This window comes from Erythrobacter sp. AP23 (assembly GCF_001542855.1).
GTDB lineage: Bacteria > Pseudomonadota > Alphaproteobacteria > Sphingomonadales > Sphingomonadaceae > Qipengyuania.
The window spans coordinates 195,553-213,747 of the sequence record NZ_LNBY01000012.1; the positions used below are offsets into that span (position 1 = coordinate 195,553).

The 18,195-nt window shown below is 63.5% G+C and carries 12 protein-coding genes; 9 read left to right on the forward strand and 3 right to left on the reverse strand.

The genetic code is table 11. The annotated features are described in order from the left end of the window. Positions 1 to 35: 35 nt before the first annotated feature. Positions 36 to 848, reverse strand: coding sequence for a DUF3298 and DUF4163 domain-containing protein (locus tag ASS64_RS06280; protein WP_067691450.1), 813 nt, complete (start codon positions 846 to 848; stop codon positions 36 to 38). Positions 849 to 906: 58 nt separating this feature from the next. Between ASS64_RS06280 and ASS64_RS06285 the strand changes: the two genes are divergently transcribed. From ASS64_RS06285 to ASS64_RS06325, 9 genes are all read left to right on the forward strand, one after another. Beyond that, positions 907 to 2,295, forward strand: a complete 1,389-nt coding sequence (locus ASS64_RS06285) for a M17 family metallopeptidase (protein WP_067691453.1) — start codon at positions 907 to 909, stop codon at positions 2,293 to 2,295. 74 nt (positions 2,296 to 2,369) lie between these two features. Beyond that, the gene (locus ASS64_RS06290) at positions 2,370 to 2,723 is read left to right on the forward strand and encodes a hypothetical protein (protein ID WP_067691455.1); all 354 of its coding nucleotides are present in this window, start codon (positions 2,370 to 2,372) and stop codon (positions 2,721 to 2,723) included. After that, entirely contained in the window at positions 2,713 to 3,651 is a 939-nt protein-coding gene (argC, locus tag ASS64_RS06295) for an N-acetyl-gamma-glutamyl-phosphate reductase (RefSeq protein ID WP_067691458.1), read from the forward strand. Before ASS64_RS06290 ends, argC begins: the two co-directional genes overlap by 11 nt. Before the next feature lie 168 nt (positions 3,652 to 3,819). Next, on the forward strand, positions 3,820 to 4,158 hold the full coding sequence (locus ASS64_RS06300) for a P-II family nitrogen regulator (protein ID WP_067691461.1): 339 nt from the start codon (positions 3,820 to 3,822) through the stop codon (positions 4,156 to 4,158). A gap of 58 nt (positions 4,159 to 4,216) precedes the next feature. Beyond that, complete coding sequence (gene glnA, locus ASS64_RS06305) at positions 4,217 to 5,626, forward strand: type I glutamate--ammonia ligase (RefSeq protein WP_067691465.1); 1,410 nt, start codon at positions 4,217 to 4,219, stop codon at positions 5,624 to 5,626. 230 nt (positions 5,627 to 5,856) lie between these two features. After that, positions 5,857 to 9,474, forward strand: coding sequence for an autotransporter domain-containing protein (locus ASS64_RS06310; RefSeq protein WP_067691469.1), 3,618 nt, complete (start codon positions 5,857 to 5,859; stop codon positions 9,472 to 9,474). A gap of 140 nt (positions 9,475 to 9,614) precedes the next feature. Further along, positions 9,615 to 10,202 (forward strand): lysozyme, encoded by a 588-nt coding sequence (locus ASS64_RS06315; RefSeq protein ID WP_067691472.1) that lies wholly within the window; start codon positions 9,615 to 9,617, stop codon positions 10,200 to 10,202. A 90-nt stretch (positions 10,203 to 10,292) separates the two neighbouring features. Beyond that, positions 10,293 to 11,261 carry a hypothetical protein gene (locus ASS64_RS16800; RefSeq protein WP_067691475.1) on the forward strand — a complete coding sequence of 323 codons (969 nt, stop codon included), beginning with the start codon at positions 10,293 to 10,295 and terminating at the stop codon, positions 11,259 to 11,261. Positions 11,262 to 11,271: 10 nt separating this feature from the next. Continuing rightward, entirely contained in the window at positions 11,272 to 11,838 is a 567-nt protein-coding gene (locus ASS64_RS06325) for a fasciclin domain-containing protein (protein ID WP_198147666.1), read from the forward strand. A gap of 7 nt (positions 11,839 to 11,845) precedes the next feature. Here the strand turns inward: ASS64_RS06325 and ASS64_RS06330 are convergent, their stop codons facing one another. Then, positions 11,846 to 16,057: a translocation/assembly module TamB domain-containing protein gene (locus tag ASS64_RS06330; protein WP_067691481.1), complete on the reverse strand. Its 4,212-nt coding sequence runs from the start codon at positions 16,055 to 16,057 to the stop codon at positions 11,846 to 11,848. Next, complete coding sequence (locus ASS64_RS06335; protein ID WP_234002343.1) at positions 16,057 to 18,153, reverse strand: autotransporter assembly complex family protein; 2,097 nt, start codon at positions 18,151 to 18,153, stop codon at positions 16,057 to 16,059. The genes ASS64_RS06330 and ASS64_RS06335 overlap by 1 nt, the downstream gene beginning before the upstream one ends. Positions 18,154 to 18,195 lie beyond the last annotated feature (42 nt).

Below are 18,195 nucleotides of genomic sequence, written 5' to 3' on the forward strand. Positions count from 1 at the left end.
CCACATAGGCGCTCTCCGCCCGAAATGCGAGACGGCTAACGATTGACGCTGAATGCGCTCGCATATTCCGGTTTGACCGCATCGATTACCGAAGCGGTGACCGGAAAATCCAGCTCGTAATCTCCTTCGGCATAGGCACCCGCGACATAGGGGCCGAAATAGACCGTGATCCGGTCGAAGGTCCGCCCGTTGGAAGAGCCGACCAGCACATTCGCTTCATCGAGACCGGGGCATTTGTCGAACATGTCTTCGCTGCCCTCTTCGACCTTCATCCCGCGCCGTTCCTCGCGTTCGGCGTTGAGGGAATCGCACAATCGCTTTCCGAGCGCCTGCTCCAGCGCGACGGGCGAATTGAACAGCTCGATACCCTTCATCGCAACCGCCGCCTCGCGGTCCCAGACCAGCGATTGCATTCCATACATTCCGTGAGCGCCCCCCGAATAGGTGGCGAGATGTCCCGACAGGCTGAGATAACCCGATAGATCGGCAACCACCTTCCACTCTTCCGATGCGCTGTGCTGGCGCGGCGTCCATTCCTGCCCCGCAGCCGAATTCCAGTCCTCGTCGGCCTCGCCGCGCAATTCGGCAAGCATGGCATCGGCCTTGGTCCGCAGCAGCGCCGCCAATTCCGGCTCGCCAGCCACCTCGGAGGGCCAGGAATAGGCGAACTGGTAGCGATCGGTCTCCTCTTCGGACGAATACGGCTCTGCCGCAGAATCTTCACCGGTAGGCGCATTCGCGGTGGTTGTAGCAGTCTCGCCTACGCCGGCCTTTTCCGCATACTCCGCGCCATCGGAACAGGCCGCACTCGACAGCGCGAGCGAAATCAGGAACAGGGGCGCACGCATGGCGGTTTCCTTCGCCTAGGATGAAACGCCTGAGAACAGACACGGGGGCATCACCACTATGGCCGACAACCAGCCGCTTATCCAGCCCGACCGGGGGCAGGAAGCGATATCGATCCATCTCGTCAACCGCGATACCTTTCCCGATTGGAACAAGAAGCTGTCCGCGAGCCAGCGCGCGGCGCTGGAGGCACAGAAATTCGACGGCGGAGGATACCAGGTCGGCATCGTGCCCGATGGCGATAGCTGGTTCGCCGTCGGCGGCGTTGCCAAGCCCGACGAGCTTTCGAGTTGGTGCATGGCCAAGCTCGCCGAAAGCCTGCCCGAAGGCGCCTATCGCCGCGCTGTCGGCGAGCCCGGCCCCGCGCTGCACGGTTGGCAGACCGCGCAATATGTCTTCGATCGCTATAAAGAGCCCGAGCGCCCCGTCGGCCCGCGCATCCTGCTGACGAAGGACGTGAAAGCGATCGACGGCGCGCTGGCCGAGGCGCAGGCCGTGTGCCTCGTGCGGGACCTCGTCAACACGCCCGCGGAGGACATGGGGCCGGCCGCGCTCGAAGAGCAATGCGAGAAGCTTGCGAAACAGCATTCCGCCACGCTCAAGGTGACCAAGGGCGATACGCTCGAGCAGGAATACCCCATGGTTCACGCGGTCGGCCGCGCCGCCGCGCGGCACCATGCACCCAGAATCATGCACCTGACCTGGGGCAAGGAAAGCGACCCGGTCCTCGCCATCGTCGGCAAGGGCGTTTGCTTCGATTCCGGCGGGCTCGATGTGAAGAGCGCGGCCGGAATGAAGCTGATGAAGAAGGATATGGGCGGCGCCGCGCATGCTATCGCGCTGGCCGGGTTGGTCATGGGTGCCAAACTTCCGGTGCGCCTGCATTTGCTCGTTCCCGCGGTCGAAAACGCGATCAGTTCGAACAGCTTTCGCCCGGGCGATGTGCTCAAGACCCGCAAGGGGCTGACGGTCGAGATTGGCAATACCGACGCCGAAGGCCGTCTTATCCTCGGCGATGCCTTGCAGCGCGCGAGCGAGGAGAAACCCGAGCTGATTATCGACTTCGCCACGCTGACGGGAGCGGCCCGCGTCGCATTGGGCCCGGACTACCCCGCCTTGATGACCCGCGAGGACGCGACCGCCGAGGCGCTGGTCGCGGCGGGCAAGGCGCATGACGACGAACCCTGGCGCCTGCCGCTTCCCGAAGCGTACGGGGAATGGCTCAATTCCGACATCGCCGACACCAACAACGCCCACAGCAATTCCTTTGCCGGAGCCAGCGTGGCGGGCCTTTTCCTCGACAAATTCGTCGGGGACGGGATCGACTGGGCGCATTTCGACACCTTCGCCTGGCGTCCGCAAGCGAAGCCAGGTCGTCCCAAGGGCGGAGACGCCTACGGCCTGCGCGCCGCCTGGCACATGCTGCGCAAGCGTTTCGGTGGGGATTGAGGGCGGACGCCTTGCCTGAAAGCCCATGCGGGGCTAAGCGCCCGCAACGTTCACAACCGGATATTGCACACAGCGTGACTGTCCCCGCCAGCTATTCTCTTCCTCAGGGCACCGTCGGATTGAAGGGGCCGGTCGATAAGCCCGCGCCCGGCACGCTGCCACTGCGCGGCGATCTTGCGCATATCGCATTGGCCCAGACCTATCTCGCCGCGCATTACGTCATACCGCAACTGCGCAACATCGGCGATGCACCGGCAACGCTGAAAATCGCCATGCGCGACGACGCCGCCGACGGGGCTTCGCTCGAGGCGGGCCAGCTGGTCGAACTGCTGGATTGCGCCGGCGACTGGGCGTGGATCGCCTGCGGCCCCGAAGGACCGAGCGGCTATGTCCGGCTCGACGCGCTCGCGCCCGCCAGTGACGCATAGTGTCTTCATCGATGGGGCGGCGGGAACGACCGGCCTCGAAATCGCCGAGCGGCTCGACGGGCGGGGCGAATTCAGCCTGATCCGCCTCGACGACGCACAGCGCAAGGATCCAGGCGCCCGGCGCGATGCACTGAATGCAGCCGACATCGCAATCCTCTGCTTGCCCGACAAGGCGGCGCGCGAAGCTGTCGAGCTGATCGATACGGGCAGTGGAACACGGGTCATCGATGCGTCCAGCGCGCACCGTACCGCCGAGGGCTGGTGCTACGGCTTTCCCGAGCTGGTCGGCCGCGAGCGCGTCGCCGATGCGCGGCGGGTGAGCAATCCGGGCTGTTATCCGACCGGATTTCTGGCGCTCATAGCCCCGCTGGTGAGGATCGGACTGCTACCTGCCGACTGGCCTTATACCGTCAATGCGGTCAGTGGCTATTCGGGCGGCGGCAAGGCTTTGATCGAGCGGTTCGAGGCGAAGGGCGCACCCGCCTTTCGCGCCTACGGATACGATTTGGCCCACAAGCACCTTGCCGAGATGCAAGCCCATGCGGGGCTCGAACACCAGGTCATCTTCGCACCTTCGGTCGTTCCGGCCTACCGCGGAATGATCGTCGAGGTACCGTTGCATCTCGGGGCTATCGATGGTGACCCCACCGCCGACCGTCTGCGCGATGCTCTGCGCGAATTCTATTCCGGTTCGAAAACCGTATCCGTCCACGAAAGCGGTCCGATTAGCGAGTTGCTGTTGGAAGAAAACGCGGCCCCGTCCGATGCCATGGAGCTTTTCGTGTTCGGCAACGATGGCGGCTGGCACGCGCGCCTCGTCGCCAGGCTCGACAATCTCGGCAAGGGCGCCGGCGGCGCGGCGGTGCAGAACCTCAATCTTATGTGCGGCCTTCCCGAGGCTGCCGGCCTGCGACTACCTGGTGCCTAAAAAACAGGCACCGCCTGTCTGCACTTCGGGCAGGGGGAGCCGCCCAGCTTGATCCGACCGACGCATTTCCGCCTATTGCGTACTTGGCACGCTTCTTGGAACACGGGCGGGCGCGACGCGTAATTTACGTGCGATACGGGTACCAGACTTCTCGGGGGACACCGCCAGGTGAAAAAGATCGAAGCGATCATCAAGCCATTCAAGCTCGACGAGGTGAAGGAGGCGCTGCACGAAATCGGCGTGTCCGGTATCACCGTTACCGAGGCCAAGGGCTTCGGCCGCCAGAAAGGCCATACCGAGCTTTATCGCGGTGCCGAATATGTCGTCGATTTCCTGCCCAAGGTGAAGCTCGAAGTGGTGGTGCCCGACGGGATCGCCGACCGCACGGTCGAAGCGATCGCCGCCACGGCACAAACCGGGCGTATCGGCGACGGCAAGATTTTCATCACCGCGATCGAGGGTGCCCTACGCATCCGCACCGGCGAGAAAGACGACGACGCAATCTAAAAATTTGGCGGGGCATCATCCCGCAAACGCAGTTCCAGTTCAAACGGAGGCAATACCAATGGCAAGTGCAAGCGACGTCCTGAAACAGATCAAGGACGAAGGCATCGAATGGGTCGATCTTCGCTTTACCGACCCGAAGGGCAAGTGGCAGCACCTGACCATGGTCGCAGGCGTGCTCGGCGAAGATGAGCTTGAAGACGGTCTGATGTTCGACGGTTCTTCGATCGCCGGCTGGAAGGTCATCAACGAAAGCGACATGATCCTCAAGCCCGACCTCGACCGGGTCTATGTCGACCCCTTCAGTGCCGAACCCATGCTGATCGTCTTCTGCGACATCGTCGAGCCTTCGACCGGCGAATGGTACGGGCGCGACCCGCGCTCGACCGCCAAGCGCGCCGAGGCCTATCTCAAATCGACCGGTGTGGGCGATACCGTCTATGTCGGCCCCGAAGCCGAATTCTTCATGTTCGACGATGTGCGCTTCGAGGATGGCTATGCCGGCTCGGGCTATGCGATCGACGACGTCGAGCTCCCGACCAATTCGGGGAAGGAATACGAGAGCGGCAACCTCGCCCACCGTCCGCGCGCCAAGGGCGGCTACTTCCCCGTCGCCCCGGTCGACAGCGCGGTCGACATCCGCGGCGAGATGGTCTCGACCATGATCGAAATGGGCCTCAACTGCGACAAGCACCACCACGAGGTGGCCGCCGCGCAGCACGAACTGGGCCTGACTTTCGGCACGCTCGTGGAAACCGCCGACAACATGCAGATATACAAATATGTCGTGCACCAGGTCGCGCATATCTACGGCAAGACCGCGACCTTCATGCCCAAGCCGATCAAGGACGATAACGGTTCGGGCATGCATACGCACATGTCGATCTGGGACGGCGGCAAGCCGACCTTCGCCGGCAATCAGTATGGCGGCCTGAGCGAAAACTGCCTCTATTACATCGGCGGCGTCATCAAACACGCCAAGGCGCTCAATGCCTTCACCAACCCGACCACCAACAGCTACAAGCGCCTGGTCCCGGGTTTCGAGGCGCCGGTGCTGCTCGCCTATTCGGCGCGCAACCGTTCGGCATCATGCCGCATTCCCTACGGCGCGGGCGACAAGGCGAAGCGCGTCGAGTTCCGTTTCCCCGACGCGATGGCCAATCCCTATCTCGCCTATGCCGCGCTGCTGATGGCCGGGCTCGACGGGATCACCAACAAGATCCACCCGGGCGAGGCGATGGACAAGAACCTCTACGACCTGCCGCCCGCCGAACTGGCCGACGTGCCGACCGTCTGCGGCTCGCTGCGCGAGGCGCTGGAAGCACTGGAGGCGGACCACGACTTCCTGCTCAAGGGCGATGTGTTCACCAAGGACCAGATCGAAGCCTATTGCGAACTGAAGTGGGACGAGGTCCTGCGGGTCGAAACCACACCCTGCCCGGCCGAATTCGACATGTATTACAGCGCCTGATCCGGCTCCGCCGGTCAATCGGCATTAGTATCGAAGTGGCGGCCGGAGCGATCCGGTCGCCTTTCTCTTTGAACTGTATGAAAAAGTGCGTCCTTGCTGCCACATTGAATCGAAAAACGAGTCACAACGCGGTCGCAAGGCCCTTCCCTTTTCACTTCGGTCGGTTCTAGAACAATCGCATGCGGGGCTCGGGCCCGCGTTTGCGAACCAATCCTGGAGGGGCTTTCGTAATGAAATCTAGTTTTAACCGCACCGGCGGCCGCCTGTTGGCGGGTGCCGCCACCATCGCTTTTTCGTCTGTCGCGATGAGTTCGCCTGCACATGCAATTGTGCCGAACGACAACTTTACGCCTGACGAAATCGTCGATGAAGAAGGCGATGTTAACGGCGTCGGCATGGTCATAACCAATCAGGTCGGACAAGGCGGCATTGGCATCTGCACCGGCACGCTGATCAACCCGCGCACAGTCCTGTTTGCCGCGCACTGCGTCAACGACCGCGCCGCAAGCGACTACGATGGCGAGAATGTGCGCGCATCGGTAACATTCACGGTCGATGCCTTCCCGGGCATTCTGGACTGGTTCGGTACGGGCCAGACCAATACGGATCTGTTGGTCTACAATATCAATCAAATCCGCTACGATCCGCGATCGCTACAGAATCCGCAGGCACTTGGCTTTATCGAAGCAGACATTGCCATCGCCACGCTGGATACGCCGGTCGGAACACAGTTCGACCCGACCACCACTTCGCTAGTGTCGACCATTCCGACTTGGGCGCTCTTGTTCTCGCCTTTGCCTTCGCCAGACGAAATCGATCCCGTCAACGGTACCGGTTATCACGTTAACATCACCGGCTATGGCCGTACCGGGAGCGGTACGACGGGCGACAGCCAAGCGATCGATTTCCGCCGTCGCTCGGCCGAAAATATGCTCGGCGGACTGCTGTCTCTCGATGATCGCAATGATGCATTCTTCGGCGGTGACGGGGAACCATTCCTGCCACAAAATCTCTACCAGCTCGATTTCGACGACCCGGCCCGTACGGATGGTGACGACACAACCGCGCCGGATGTCCGCGATCTCAACCTCTATCGTGACGATCCCCTGGCCCGTGAAGGCACCACGGCGGGCGGAGATTCGGGCGGCCCCCTCATCCTGGATGCCGCGAATAACGATCTGTCTACCGAGAACCTGCAGATCGGTGTTCTATCCGGTGGCTCGAGCTTTTTTGGCTCAGCTGGCTTCAGCGCCTATGGCTCCAGTTCATTCTACCAGCCCCTGTTCCTGTATTGGGATTACATCGTCGCGACCAATCCTTATCGCTACGTGAGTGCGATTGCAGGAGACGGGGCGTGGGAAGACCCCAATCACTGGCAGACCGACCTCGACCCGATCTATCGTGTCATCAACGAGGCCGGTGAAGTTGTGAATGGCTTGCCGTCATCGCCCGGCGCGGGACTGAACGGCACTGAACCGGACTTCGGCGAAGTTTGCATTCAGACCCCGTTTTTCTTCGATCCCGCTGGCGTAGATACCACGCTTCCGACCAATCGCTGCGAGAATGTCGGAACCGGAGAAACGACGGTCGATGGCGAACCGGCCTCAACCGCTGCCGTGTCGAACAATCGGGGTGAAGCGGTCCTTTCCGCTGGTACGTCGAACGCTCCCGAAGAAATCGGAGTAACCGCAGGCGAATCCAACAATCGCGGTGAAGCACTGGTTTCGGCGAATACGTCGAACAATCGTGGTGAAGCGGTTGTTTCCGCAAGCGCCGGCGATACCGGGGGTCAGGTGATCAGCGGTTCGCTGGAGCAGCCTCACGCGACGAGCATTCTCTTCCCCATCGAACAGGCGCAATATGAGCTTGGACCGGCGGAAGAGCAGCCCCACGGCCCGAGCGGCGGCCCTCCAGAGTTTGCGGACGCCGACAATCCCGCTCCCACGCTCGATAACGGTCTGCCCGGTGCAACCGGGTTCGTCCCCGACAATATCGATCCGGTCGTCAGCGCCGATCCGGCGGAACAGGTGAATGCGCGTTACTTCGACGTAACGCTCAGCGCAGCCGGCACGACCACGCTGTCGAGCGCCGTGACCATCGATCGGCTTACGGTCGTGGGTGCCGCAGGTCTCGATATCCAGGCCGACGGTGATCTCACTTCGATCATCGACATCATGCAGGGCGGCGGAACGATCAATGTCGACGGCGCTCTGCGCACGAGCGGCGACTATCTGATGATTGCCGGCATCCTTGGTGGCACGGGCACTGTTCAAACTCCGTTCTTCACCAATATCGTCGGCGCCATCGCTCCCGGAACGATGGGCACCATCGGTACCCTCGGAATCGACGGTAATGCGATCCTCTCATCGGGTTCGACACTGATGATCGATATCGGACCGGACAACACCTCGGACCTTCTTGAGATTTCCGGGGGTGCCTCGATCGGTGGTGATGTCGTCGTTGGTCCCGGGATCATGCAGCAGGTCAACGGTCTGGGCCAGGAATACACCATCCTGACAGCAGCCGGAGGCCTCGACGGCACCTTCAACGAGAACGATATCTCCGCGATCCTCAGCCAGTCGTTCACCTACACCGATACGGCAGTGCTGATGCAGATCCTCGCCGCGAGCTATCGTACCGTAATCGACACGAGCGACCCCGTGCAGCGTGCCTATGCGCAGCTGTTCGACCAGAACCGTGGCAATTCGGCATTGGCCGAACTCTACGGCCTCGATTTCGCAGATGCGGCCACGATCCAGGCCACTTTCGAAGGGCTGGCACCGGTCGCCGAAACGGCCGTCCAGCAGCTTGCTGCGCAATCGCTAAACAACCTGCAGTCGTTCAATGCAATGCGCCTGCGGGAATCGGATCTCGCCAGATCCGGCGGCACGATCGCCACGTTCGGCAATCCGCTGCAGACCGCGCAGATGCAGGTCTCGCGCGGCAGCCAGCCGATCGTTGCCGGTGCGCTTGGCCTCGACCAGGGCGAAGAACCGACCAGCGTGCGCGAGGGTGCGATTCGCGAGGATTTCGCTCTTTATCTCGCAGGCGGACTGCTTAGTGGCAGCGGCGACTCGATGCCCGGCTACACCGCGGTCGATACCGATGTGGATGGCTACTTCTTCGGTGGCGGTATCGAGCACTTCCCCAGCGATAGCTCGATGATCGGCCTGTCCGTCTATTACTCGGACCTCGACGCCGACACCGCGCTCGGGCAGAAAGCCGAAGCGACGATGCTGGCTGTATCGGCCTACGGTAGTGCCAAAACAGAGGATGGTTTCGTCATCGACGGTCAGGTCAGCCTGACCGATCTCGACGTCGACACCACGCGGACCGTATCGTTCCTCGGTGGCACCCAGACGCTTGCGAGCGAAAGCAGCGATGGCGGCATCGCGGCGGCCTTGGGTATCTCCTACGACATCGAAGGCCCGATGGGCACGATCTCTCCGGGGATCGAGCTGCGCTATGCCGATCAGTCGTTCGACGTCGTCACTGAAACCGGTGGCCCGCTTGCCCTGCGGATCGATCGCGAGGACTTCGAAAGCCTCCAGGGTCGTATCGGTCTGGATTACCAGAAGATCAGCGGGACATTCCAACTCGACGCCAATTTCGATTTCGTGCACGAGTACGAAGACGGTCCGCAAGCCTTCTCGGCGCAGTTTGCCAACGGCACTGGCCCAGGTGCGCTCTTCCTTCTGGCGAATGGAGACAAGAACTGGGCAGAAGCAGGTCTGTCGGCTCAATTTGGTACCGAGTCGGCAATGTTTGGGGTCGGATTTGACACGACGATCGGGCGTCACAATGCCAATGCGCAAACCTATCGCGCGACGGCGACGTTCAAGTACTGATCGAACGCCGCGAGCAATCGCACAAAACTGGAAGGGCCGTCCGGGAAACCGGGCGGCCCTTCCTCCTTTGCACGAAAGGATTTTCCTACTCGGTATCTGTGTGCCTAATCAGCCGGCCTCTTTGATCATGGAGGCCCGATATGAACCGCAAACCGCTTTTCGATGCCGTCCGCAAGCTGTTGGGGCGCGGCTTCCGCCAGGCCGAAGTCGACGCCCTCGATGCCGCGTTGGACGGCTCGCACGAGGTGCCCCAGGCCCCCGTTCCATCGCGTAGTATCGGGCCACGCGGCCTCCAACTCATCCGCCAATTCGAAGGCTGCGCGCGCTTGCGTTCCGACGGGCTCATCGAAGCCTATCCCGATCCCGGCACTGGCGATGCCCCGTGGACCATCGGCTGGGGCGCGACCGGAAAAGGCATCGGCCCGGGCACGGTATGGACGCAAGAGCAATGCGACGATCGCCTTGCCGCCGATATCGCCCGGCATGCCGAAGATGTGGCTGTAGCGCTCGGCGATGCGCCGACGACGCAGAATGAGTTCGATGCCCTCGTGAGCTTCCACTACAATACCGGGGCGATCGGGCGATCGACCCTCCTCAAGCGCCATCTATCGGGCGATCACGCAGCGGCGGCGGCAGAGTTCTCGCGCTGGAACCGCGCAGGAGGACGCGTGTTGAAGGGTCTCGTGCGTCGGCGCAACGCCGAAGCGACGCTTTATCGATCGCGATGAAAACCGAGAAACTCCGCCGTTTCTAACCCCACCGACGACCGGAACCGGAACGGACCCGTCGCCGTTGGGGCAGCAAATGGAGCTTAACAAATGACAACCTTGCTAGCAGCCGCGGCCGCCATCGCGCTCGCCGCAAGTGGAGTCTATGCGGCTCCCGGAAAGGGCATCGAGAAGAAGGCGAGTGGGGAAGACAATGTCTCTCACGCCTCGGAACGCGTTGCCGAGCGCAAATCCCACGGTAGGGGCGAAGCGGCACGCTCGCGCCCGGCTGACCCTCGCCAATACAGTCGCGACCACAGCGCGGAGAAGGGCGAGAATCGAAGGCGAACCGCCGTCGATGGTGACCGCCGGATCGAGCGTTCGGCGGAGCGTCGTCAAACCCCTGTGAAAGCGCTAGGCGAGCAACAAGACTTCGACGGCATGCGCCAAACGCCGGACCATGACTTCCTATCGCGCGATCGCGTACGCGCGATCATCGACGGATGCCCGCCGGGCCTTGCCGCGAAAAACAATGGCTGCCTGCCGCCCGGCCAATCCGACCAGCTTGCGAACCGGCTCGAGCGGTGGAACGGCTATGAGTATGGCCCCCGCTTGTTCGGGCTGAGCAATTATGCACCCGGCCGGTTCGTCTATCGGGATGGGTATCTGCTGCGCCGTGCGGACAAGAATGGCATTGCTGGCTTTATCCCCTTGCTCGGCGGCGCACTGGCCATCGGCAATGCCTGGCCATCCTCCTACGAAAGCTTCACGGTTCCCGATTACTACGTCGACTATTTCGATCTGGGATCCGCTTCATCCTATCGCTTCGCCGACAATGTCATTTACCGGATCGATCCCGAAAATACCGCGATCACTTCCGTGGCTGCTTTGCTGACCGGTGACGAATTCGTTGTCGGCCAACCCATGCCGCACGGCTATGACGTCTATAACGTGCCCTATTCCTATCGCGAACGGTACGCGGACACGGCCAATGCCTGGTACCGCTATTCCGACGGCTACGTCTATCGGATCGATCCCGCAACTCGGATGGTCGCGGCGGCCATCGACCTGCTCGTTTGAGGCGATGGGTATGATCGGCAAAGGGAATATCCGCTGTTGGTTCGTAGCGATTGTTTCGCTGCCGTTGCTGGCGGCGTGCGGCGACGTTGAGCCGGATCAGCCCGAGATCGCGACCACGGAAGATGGTTCGCTGACGCTCGCGGCCGCACTGGGGACGAACGACGACCTTGGCAGGCTGCAGCAGGCGCTGGCGCAGTCGGAACTGTCGGGCGTCTTCGACGGTCCCGCCAGCTACACGGTCCTTGCGCCGACCGACATGGCTTTCGAAGACTTGCGTACCGATGGCACGGCGCTCCTCGAAGAAGATCAGCGTCCGATACTCGTTGCGATCCTGCGCGACCATTTGCTGCCGGGACATGTCACTCCGGAGGGTATCGAAGAAGCGATTCGAACGCAGGGCGGCCCCGTGACCATGACGACTCTCGGCGAAACCGATGTGGTCTTCACAAAGTCAGGCGACACGATCACGGTCGAAATGGGTGGGGCTGCGCGCGCGACCCTTTCGGGCACCGCCATTGCAGCAAACAACGGCGTGGTGATCCCTATCGACAGCGTGTTGCTTCCGCCCAAGGGGTGAATGCGGCTCAATAGTCGCGGCTGATTTCGGCCACGACGCTTTCGCGCCCAACGGTCGAAACCGCTGCGAGCAACGACAACCAACTGGTCACGCGGAACTCGACTTCGGTCGCGCTGTAACCGCGCCCGTCGGTGATGATCTCGGCATAGAAACGTCGCCCGAAGTTCTTGCCCAGGGCGACCCCGGTCCCGCGCCCGAGGGCTGGATCCGCGCTGACGATCCGCAGCCGATCGAGGCCGATGGCACTGCGCAACTGGTTGATCGGGTCCATCCCGCCCCCACCGCGCAGGCTCGCTACCGCAGCGCCCAATTGCAGCGCATCGGTCGCGGAAAGGCTGGTCACCGAACCGCCGAACAACAAGCGCGCGAGCAGCTCTTCCTCGGGTAGCGAGGGATTGGAACTGAATGCGATCTCGGGCTGGGTCGCACTGCCACGGACGGTCGCTTCCACGGTCAGGCCGTCGCGCTCGGTTTCGGCACGAATGTCTAGCCTCGGGTCGATCGGGACATTGGCATCGAACTCGATCTCGCCTCGGGTCAGTTCGAAACGCGTTCCGGCGAAGGTGTAGTCTCCGCGCACCACCTCCGCGCTGCCGCCGATCCGCGGATCGTCGGTCGTCCCACGCAGAATGATATCTGCCGACCATTCGCTGTCGAGACCCATCCCGTCGACGTCGATCCTGCTGGCGGCCCGCGCATCGACAAGATAGCGCCAGGGCCTGCCGGGAGCGACCTGGGGAGCGCGATTGGCCGGAGCGTTTATCTCCCGCGTGGCGATCTGCGGCAGGCGCAGGTCGTCGGCTGCCGTGCCGAGCCGCCAGCTTGCCCGATCGACCCGGACGCGGCCCGCAATGGTGCCGCCGAGCCCGTTGGAAACGATTCGCAGCGGTCCGGTAATCGTTGCACTCAGCCCTCCGGTCTCGATCAATTGCGCGTTCCTGGCCGCTATGCGCAAGTCGATGATCGGTCCGCGTATCTCCAGCACCCGGCCCTCGACCGCCTCGCCCAGCGTCCGCAGGTCGACGATACCGCTGCCGCTCACGCTGCCGCCATCGGCAGGCGTCCCGGCAAAGCGGGCCAGCTGAAGCCGCGAACCGCGAAACCGCCCGCGAACGGAGATGTCGCGAATGTCCGTGCCCGACAGCGAACTGCGCAGTTGCAGCGTTTCGCCCGAGATCGATCCACGCACGGTAGGGTCCTCGAGCGTACCGGTCGCATCGGCGGCAATCGCGATCGGGCCGGTAATGTCGAAAGTATCCAGCGCTGCGAGCCGCCAAAGGCTCTCCGCCGCGCCGTGATAGCGCAATTGCGCGAACAGTCCCCCGGCGCGCAGCCTATCGATCAAGATACCCGAGCCGGGTAGGCCGGTAATCCGCGCCTGCACACGACCGCGCCGGATATCATCGTTGCGTAGCAGGGCGCGCGCTTCGAGTTCGGTTTCGCTGAGCCGTGCGACAAGGGCGACATCGACCGGACGCGATGTCAGCACGAGGCCGGAGCGCGTCAGCCCGTCGATCCGTACTTTCGCATCGCTTACCGGCAGCCGGTCGGCACCGGTGCGGTAGGTAACGACCCCCGATATCGTGCCCCCCAGTCCGGTATCGGGGCGGACGATGTCGATCAGGGAGAGCGGCATGCGCGCAAGCTTGAAATCGAAATCGAGATCACCGCCGCCAAAACTCCCCGACGCGATCAGACCGCCATCGCCGTAGGAAAGCTGCGTCGGCGCAAGACGCCAGCCGCCGTCTGCCTGATTGGTCAGAACAGCCCGGCGGGGCATGGAAATGCGCCTGCCCGCGAATTCGCCCTGCGCGGCAAGGGCAATGCGATCGGGGCGGATGCCGGCATTGACGTCGAGCACGAACCGCCCGCTGCGCCGGCCCGCCAGTGAGGCATCGACCTGGCCGATGCCATTCTCGACCTCTCCCTGCGCCGCCAGGCGGGCGATGAACAGCGTGCCGTAGGAAAGCCCCGCCGCCGTACCCGAACCGACGAAAGTCGTGCTTCCCTGCCGGATCAGACCCGAGGCTTCGACATCGGCGCGTGCGATGCGAAGCGGCGTTTCGCCGCCGAAGCGCGCATTGCGGGCCTGCAACGCAATGTCGAGCCCCTGCCCGCCGCCACGCGGCGCCAGCGCAACCGTTCCGTCGAGCCCGCCCCCGGCGAAGGCCAGCATGCCCTCTGCGCCGCCCTGCACGAAAGCGACGCTGCCGGTGACGCCGGTATCGGATACGCGCATCCGGTCGATTGCGATACGCGTCGGGCCGCCTTCGGGTGCGGTCAGGTCCAACGTGCCCGCGAAAGGTCCGAGGAGCGAATCGCCTGCGGCATCGATCGCGAAGCCCTCGCCGCTCGGTGCAATGGCCAAACGGACATTTTCCAGTCCGGTTGCCGGTCGGGCGAAAACGAGCGCCGCGCTCGGTCCGGCATCGCTCACACTCGCCTCGACCGTGAAATCTCCGAAGTCGACATGCGTGCCCGCTCCCGCCACGCGCGTGGTGCCCTCGCGCACGCTGCCGTCGAGGGCGAGTTGCACCTTGCTTGCATCCACGCGCAATCGGTCGAACTCGAGCGGGGCTGCGCCGCCCATTGCAAGCCCGCCGCGCACTCGGATCGGCGCGCCTGCGAGATTGGCGAGCGTGGCATTGGTTACCGGCGAGATCCGCGCATCGAGCTGTGCAGTCAGGCGCCAGGGCGCTCCCGGCGCGAGGGCGAGATCGATCATTGCCGTGCCCCCCGCCCTACCGACATCGTCGAGTACCAGCTGCTGCGCGCTCACCGGTCCGCGGATCCGGTATCGCCCGCTGGACACATCGCCGCGCAGCGCAAGATTGGCGGATGTGCCGGGGAAGGCGATCCGCAAATCGTCGGCCAACAGGCGTGAACCGGTGAGGACCAAAGTCCCCCGCCCGATACCGTTCACCAGGCGTGGATCGACCAGCGCATTGCCGCTGGTCACGCTCGCCACCGCCACGTCGAGCGGCAGGCTCCAGCGCGTTCCGTCATACTGCGCCGTGCCTTGTTGGCGGAGCCCCGACAGCAGCGTGCCATCAAGGTCGAGCTCTCCTACGCGAAGGTCGTGGGCAATCGCGAGATCGCGCAAGGGCCCGTCAAGCGTGGCAGTGAGCCGCGTGTTCCGCAGCTCGAGACCGTCGCCCAACAGGCCGGGATCGCGCACGAATGCATCCAGTTCGAGCCCGTCGACGCGATTCTCCGCGAGGTCGAGCAGGCCATCCGCCACGAGGCCGAGCCCGCGTCCAATCACCCGCGCTCGGCCATCGAAAACACGGTTGTCGATCGCCAGCTCCGCCTGGAGCGCCACATCCTCGCCCAGCGCCCGTGCCGGGACCCCGGAAAGATAGTCCGAAGGGTCGATCTTGCCCAGAAGTCCGAAAATGCCGGCGCGATTGGTCAGGCGTAGTGCCGCGACCCGCCCCTCCTCACTCTGGACCAGCAGCCCGCCCGTCCATTGCGACCAGGTTCCATCGCCCCTGATGCGCGCGGTGTGAGCAGTGTCGAGGCCGGCCAGCCGTGCCAGTGGACCATCCGCTTCAGCCGCGACATCGAGCGACATGTAGAAATCGTCGCCATCGGGTTCGGCATCGAGCAACAGCGCCAGCCGGTCGCGCTGCCCCAATCGCCCGTCGAGATCGACCATCAGCCGCCGGTCGGCGACCTGGGCACTGCCAGCCAGATCGACCCTCTGCGCGCGATCCCCCGCTATCCCGCGCGCGAGCGTCAGATTGTCGATCGTGAACTCTTCGACCGAGATATCGAAACCGGGCAGAATCGGTCCCTCTTCCTCGCTCGGCAGAAATTCGGGAATGCGCGCAAGTTGCGCGCGGCGGGCGGCGAAGCTGTCGATCTCGAGCCGGTTCGACAGCCAGGCGCCAGGATTCCAGTCGATCTCGGCACGCGGGATGGTGAGGAAGACACCCTGCGGGTCGGACAATTGCACATCGTGCAGGATCGCCGCTCCGTAAAGATTGCCCTCGATCCGACCGATCCGGATGTTGAGCCCGTTGGGAAAGGTCTGCTCGGCGATCCGGTTGGCCAGGAAGCGTTCGCCAAGCGGCGTGTTGAGCACCACCAGGGCGCTCGCCACGAGAAAGACCAGGGCCGCAGCGAGGCCAAGCAGCCATTTGCCGGTCCTCCCCAGCCGCGAAGCACTCGCGGACGGAACCGGCCGCTCCTCCAGGGCGTCGACCTCGTCCGCCATCAGAAGGCCTGCCCCAGCGAAATATAGACACCGACTGCGGAGTCCTCCGGCTCAGGATTGAGCGGGAAGCCGACATCCAGGCGGATGGGACCGAAACCGGTGGTGTAGCGAACACCAAGCCCCGCCCCCATCTTGATCTCGCCGAAATCAGGCGTGGTCGATGTGGACACACTGCCAAGGTCGAAGAAGGGCACGGCCGAAACCGCCCCATCGAGCAAGCCGGTGCCGATCCGCGCCTCGATCGAGGCCTCCACGAGGCTGCGCCCGCCTGTGGCTTCCATGAAGTCGTTCTTCGGCCCGATCGCCTGATAGCCATAACCGCGTACCGACCCGCCGCCTCCCGCATAGAGCCTGCGCGAGGGCGCGATGCCGACGAGCTCGGCCCCCTGGATACTGGCAAAGGCGGCGCGTGCAGCTATCACCGTGCGATTGCCGACCGTCTGGTAGTATGCGGCATCGACGCGGTTGCGCAGGTAGTAGTATTGCACGCCCTGTGTGCGTGAGGTTTCGGGCGCGAGAAAGCCCGTCACGCGGAACCCGCGCGTCGGATCGAGCAGGGAATCGCTGGTATCGAGTGTTGCCCGGCCAAACAGCGCGCCGACGAAATAGGTTTGCCGTGGCCGCTCCACCCCTTCGACGATGCGGTTGCGTTCGTCGGTCGCAAGCACTTCGGCGCCAATTCCCCAGGCGAGCGGCTTTTGGAAAAGGAGGGTCGACGTGCGTTCATATGTCCCCGTCAACGCTACGGTGCGCGCGTCATAGGCGACGGTATCGATGCTTGAGGCATAGGCATCGACGGTGAGAACCTTGTCGCGCCCACCGAAATTGTTCTTGCGGAACGTGATCCCGGCAAGCTGCTCGCGCGTACCGAGGATGCCGCGCAGGCGCAGCGCGCCTTCCGGCGGAAAGAGGTTGCGATGCTCCCAGCTCGCCTGGACCCGGATGCCCTCTTCCGAACCATAGCCGATCGCGCCCGCAATGGTGCGCAGCTTGGCCCGTTCCATGGTGACATCCATTGCGACCACGCCGGGCTCGTCGCCCTGCGGTGGCCGGATCTCCCGCGCTTCGACCCCGACCGCAGATACGAGCCCCGTCGCGGTGACTGCCCGGCGCAAGTCGAATTCGAGGCTGCGGCGGTAGATGTCTCCGGATTCGAACCGCGCGATGCGTTCGAGGTGACGGCTCGATAGAAACGCCTCGTCGCTGCTGAAGACTTGGCCGAAGACATATTTGCCATTGGGCCGCACGGGTATTGTCAAATCGCCCTCGACCCGTTCGTGATCGATCAGCAATTCGGGCTCGTCGATCTCGGCGAAGGCGTAACCACTCTCGCCCAGCGCGCGGTCGAGATTGAAGCGTTCGGCCATGATCGTATCGGACTGCAGATAATCGCCGACCTGGATATTGAAGGAATCGCGCAACGACGCTGCATCCACCGCAGTATCCAGCTGCCCGAGGTCTATAGATCCATAGGTGTAGCGCGCGCCCGGAATGACGTCGAAGCGTACGCGCGGGCGCTGGTCTGCAGTGTCCTCGCCCGCATCGCGTGTGGCGATGGTGCGGACGATCTCGCCATCGTAATAGCCGTAGACGCGCAGCAGGTTGGTGAGCAATTCCTCATCTTCGCGCGCCCGCGCTGCGAGCTGAGCGACATTCTCGTCGCCATCGTTCAGTTCTTCGACGGTCGAGAGCGCTTCGAAGCGGTCGACGAAATCGCCGCGCTGGCTGAACGGCGGCTCCTGCTGCGGGAAGCCGAGCACCAGCGTTTCGGACAATTCCTCGATTTCCGCCTCGTCGAATGCGACCTGAGGCGCATCTTCGAGCAATTGCGCGAATTCGATGTCGTCTTCGGGTTCCAGCGGTTGGAGCGGCTCGAGTTCGACATTCTCGGGCCAGGCTACCGACATTCCCGGAATCTCCGCGATGGGAGTTTCCGCATCCAGATCGGGCACGGTATCGACGCCCGGCCCAGCCGCGTCGTCGGTTCCCTGCCGCGCCCATTCGTCCGGGTTCTCGACCGCGCTGTCGGGAATCAGATCCTCGAGCGAGGGCGGGACCTCGCTATCCTGCGCGGCAATTGGCGGAGCACCTGCCACGGCAAGCGCGGCAAGGCAGGTGGTCAGCGCTACACGAGCGCT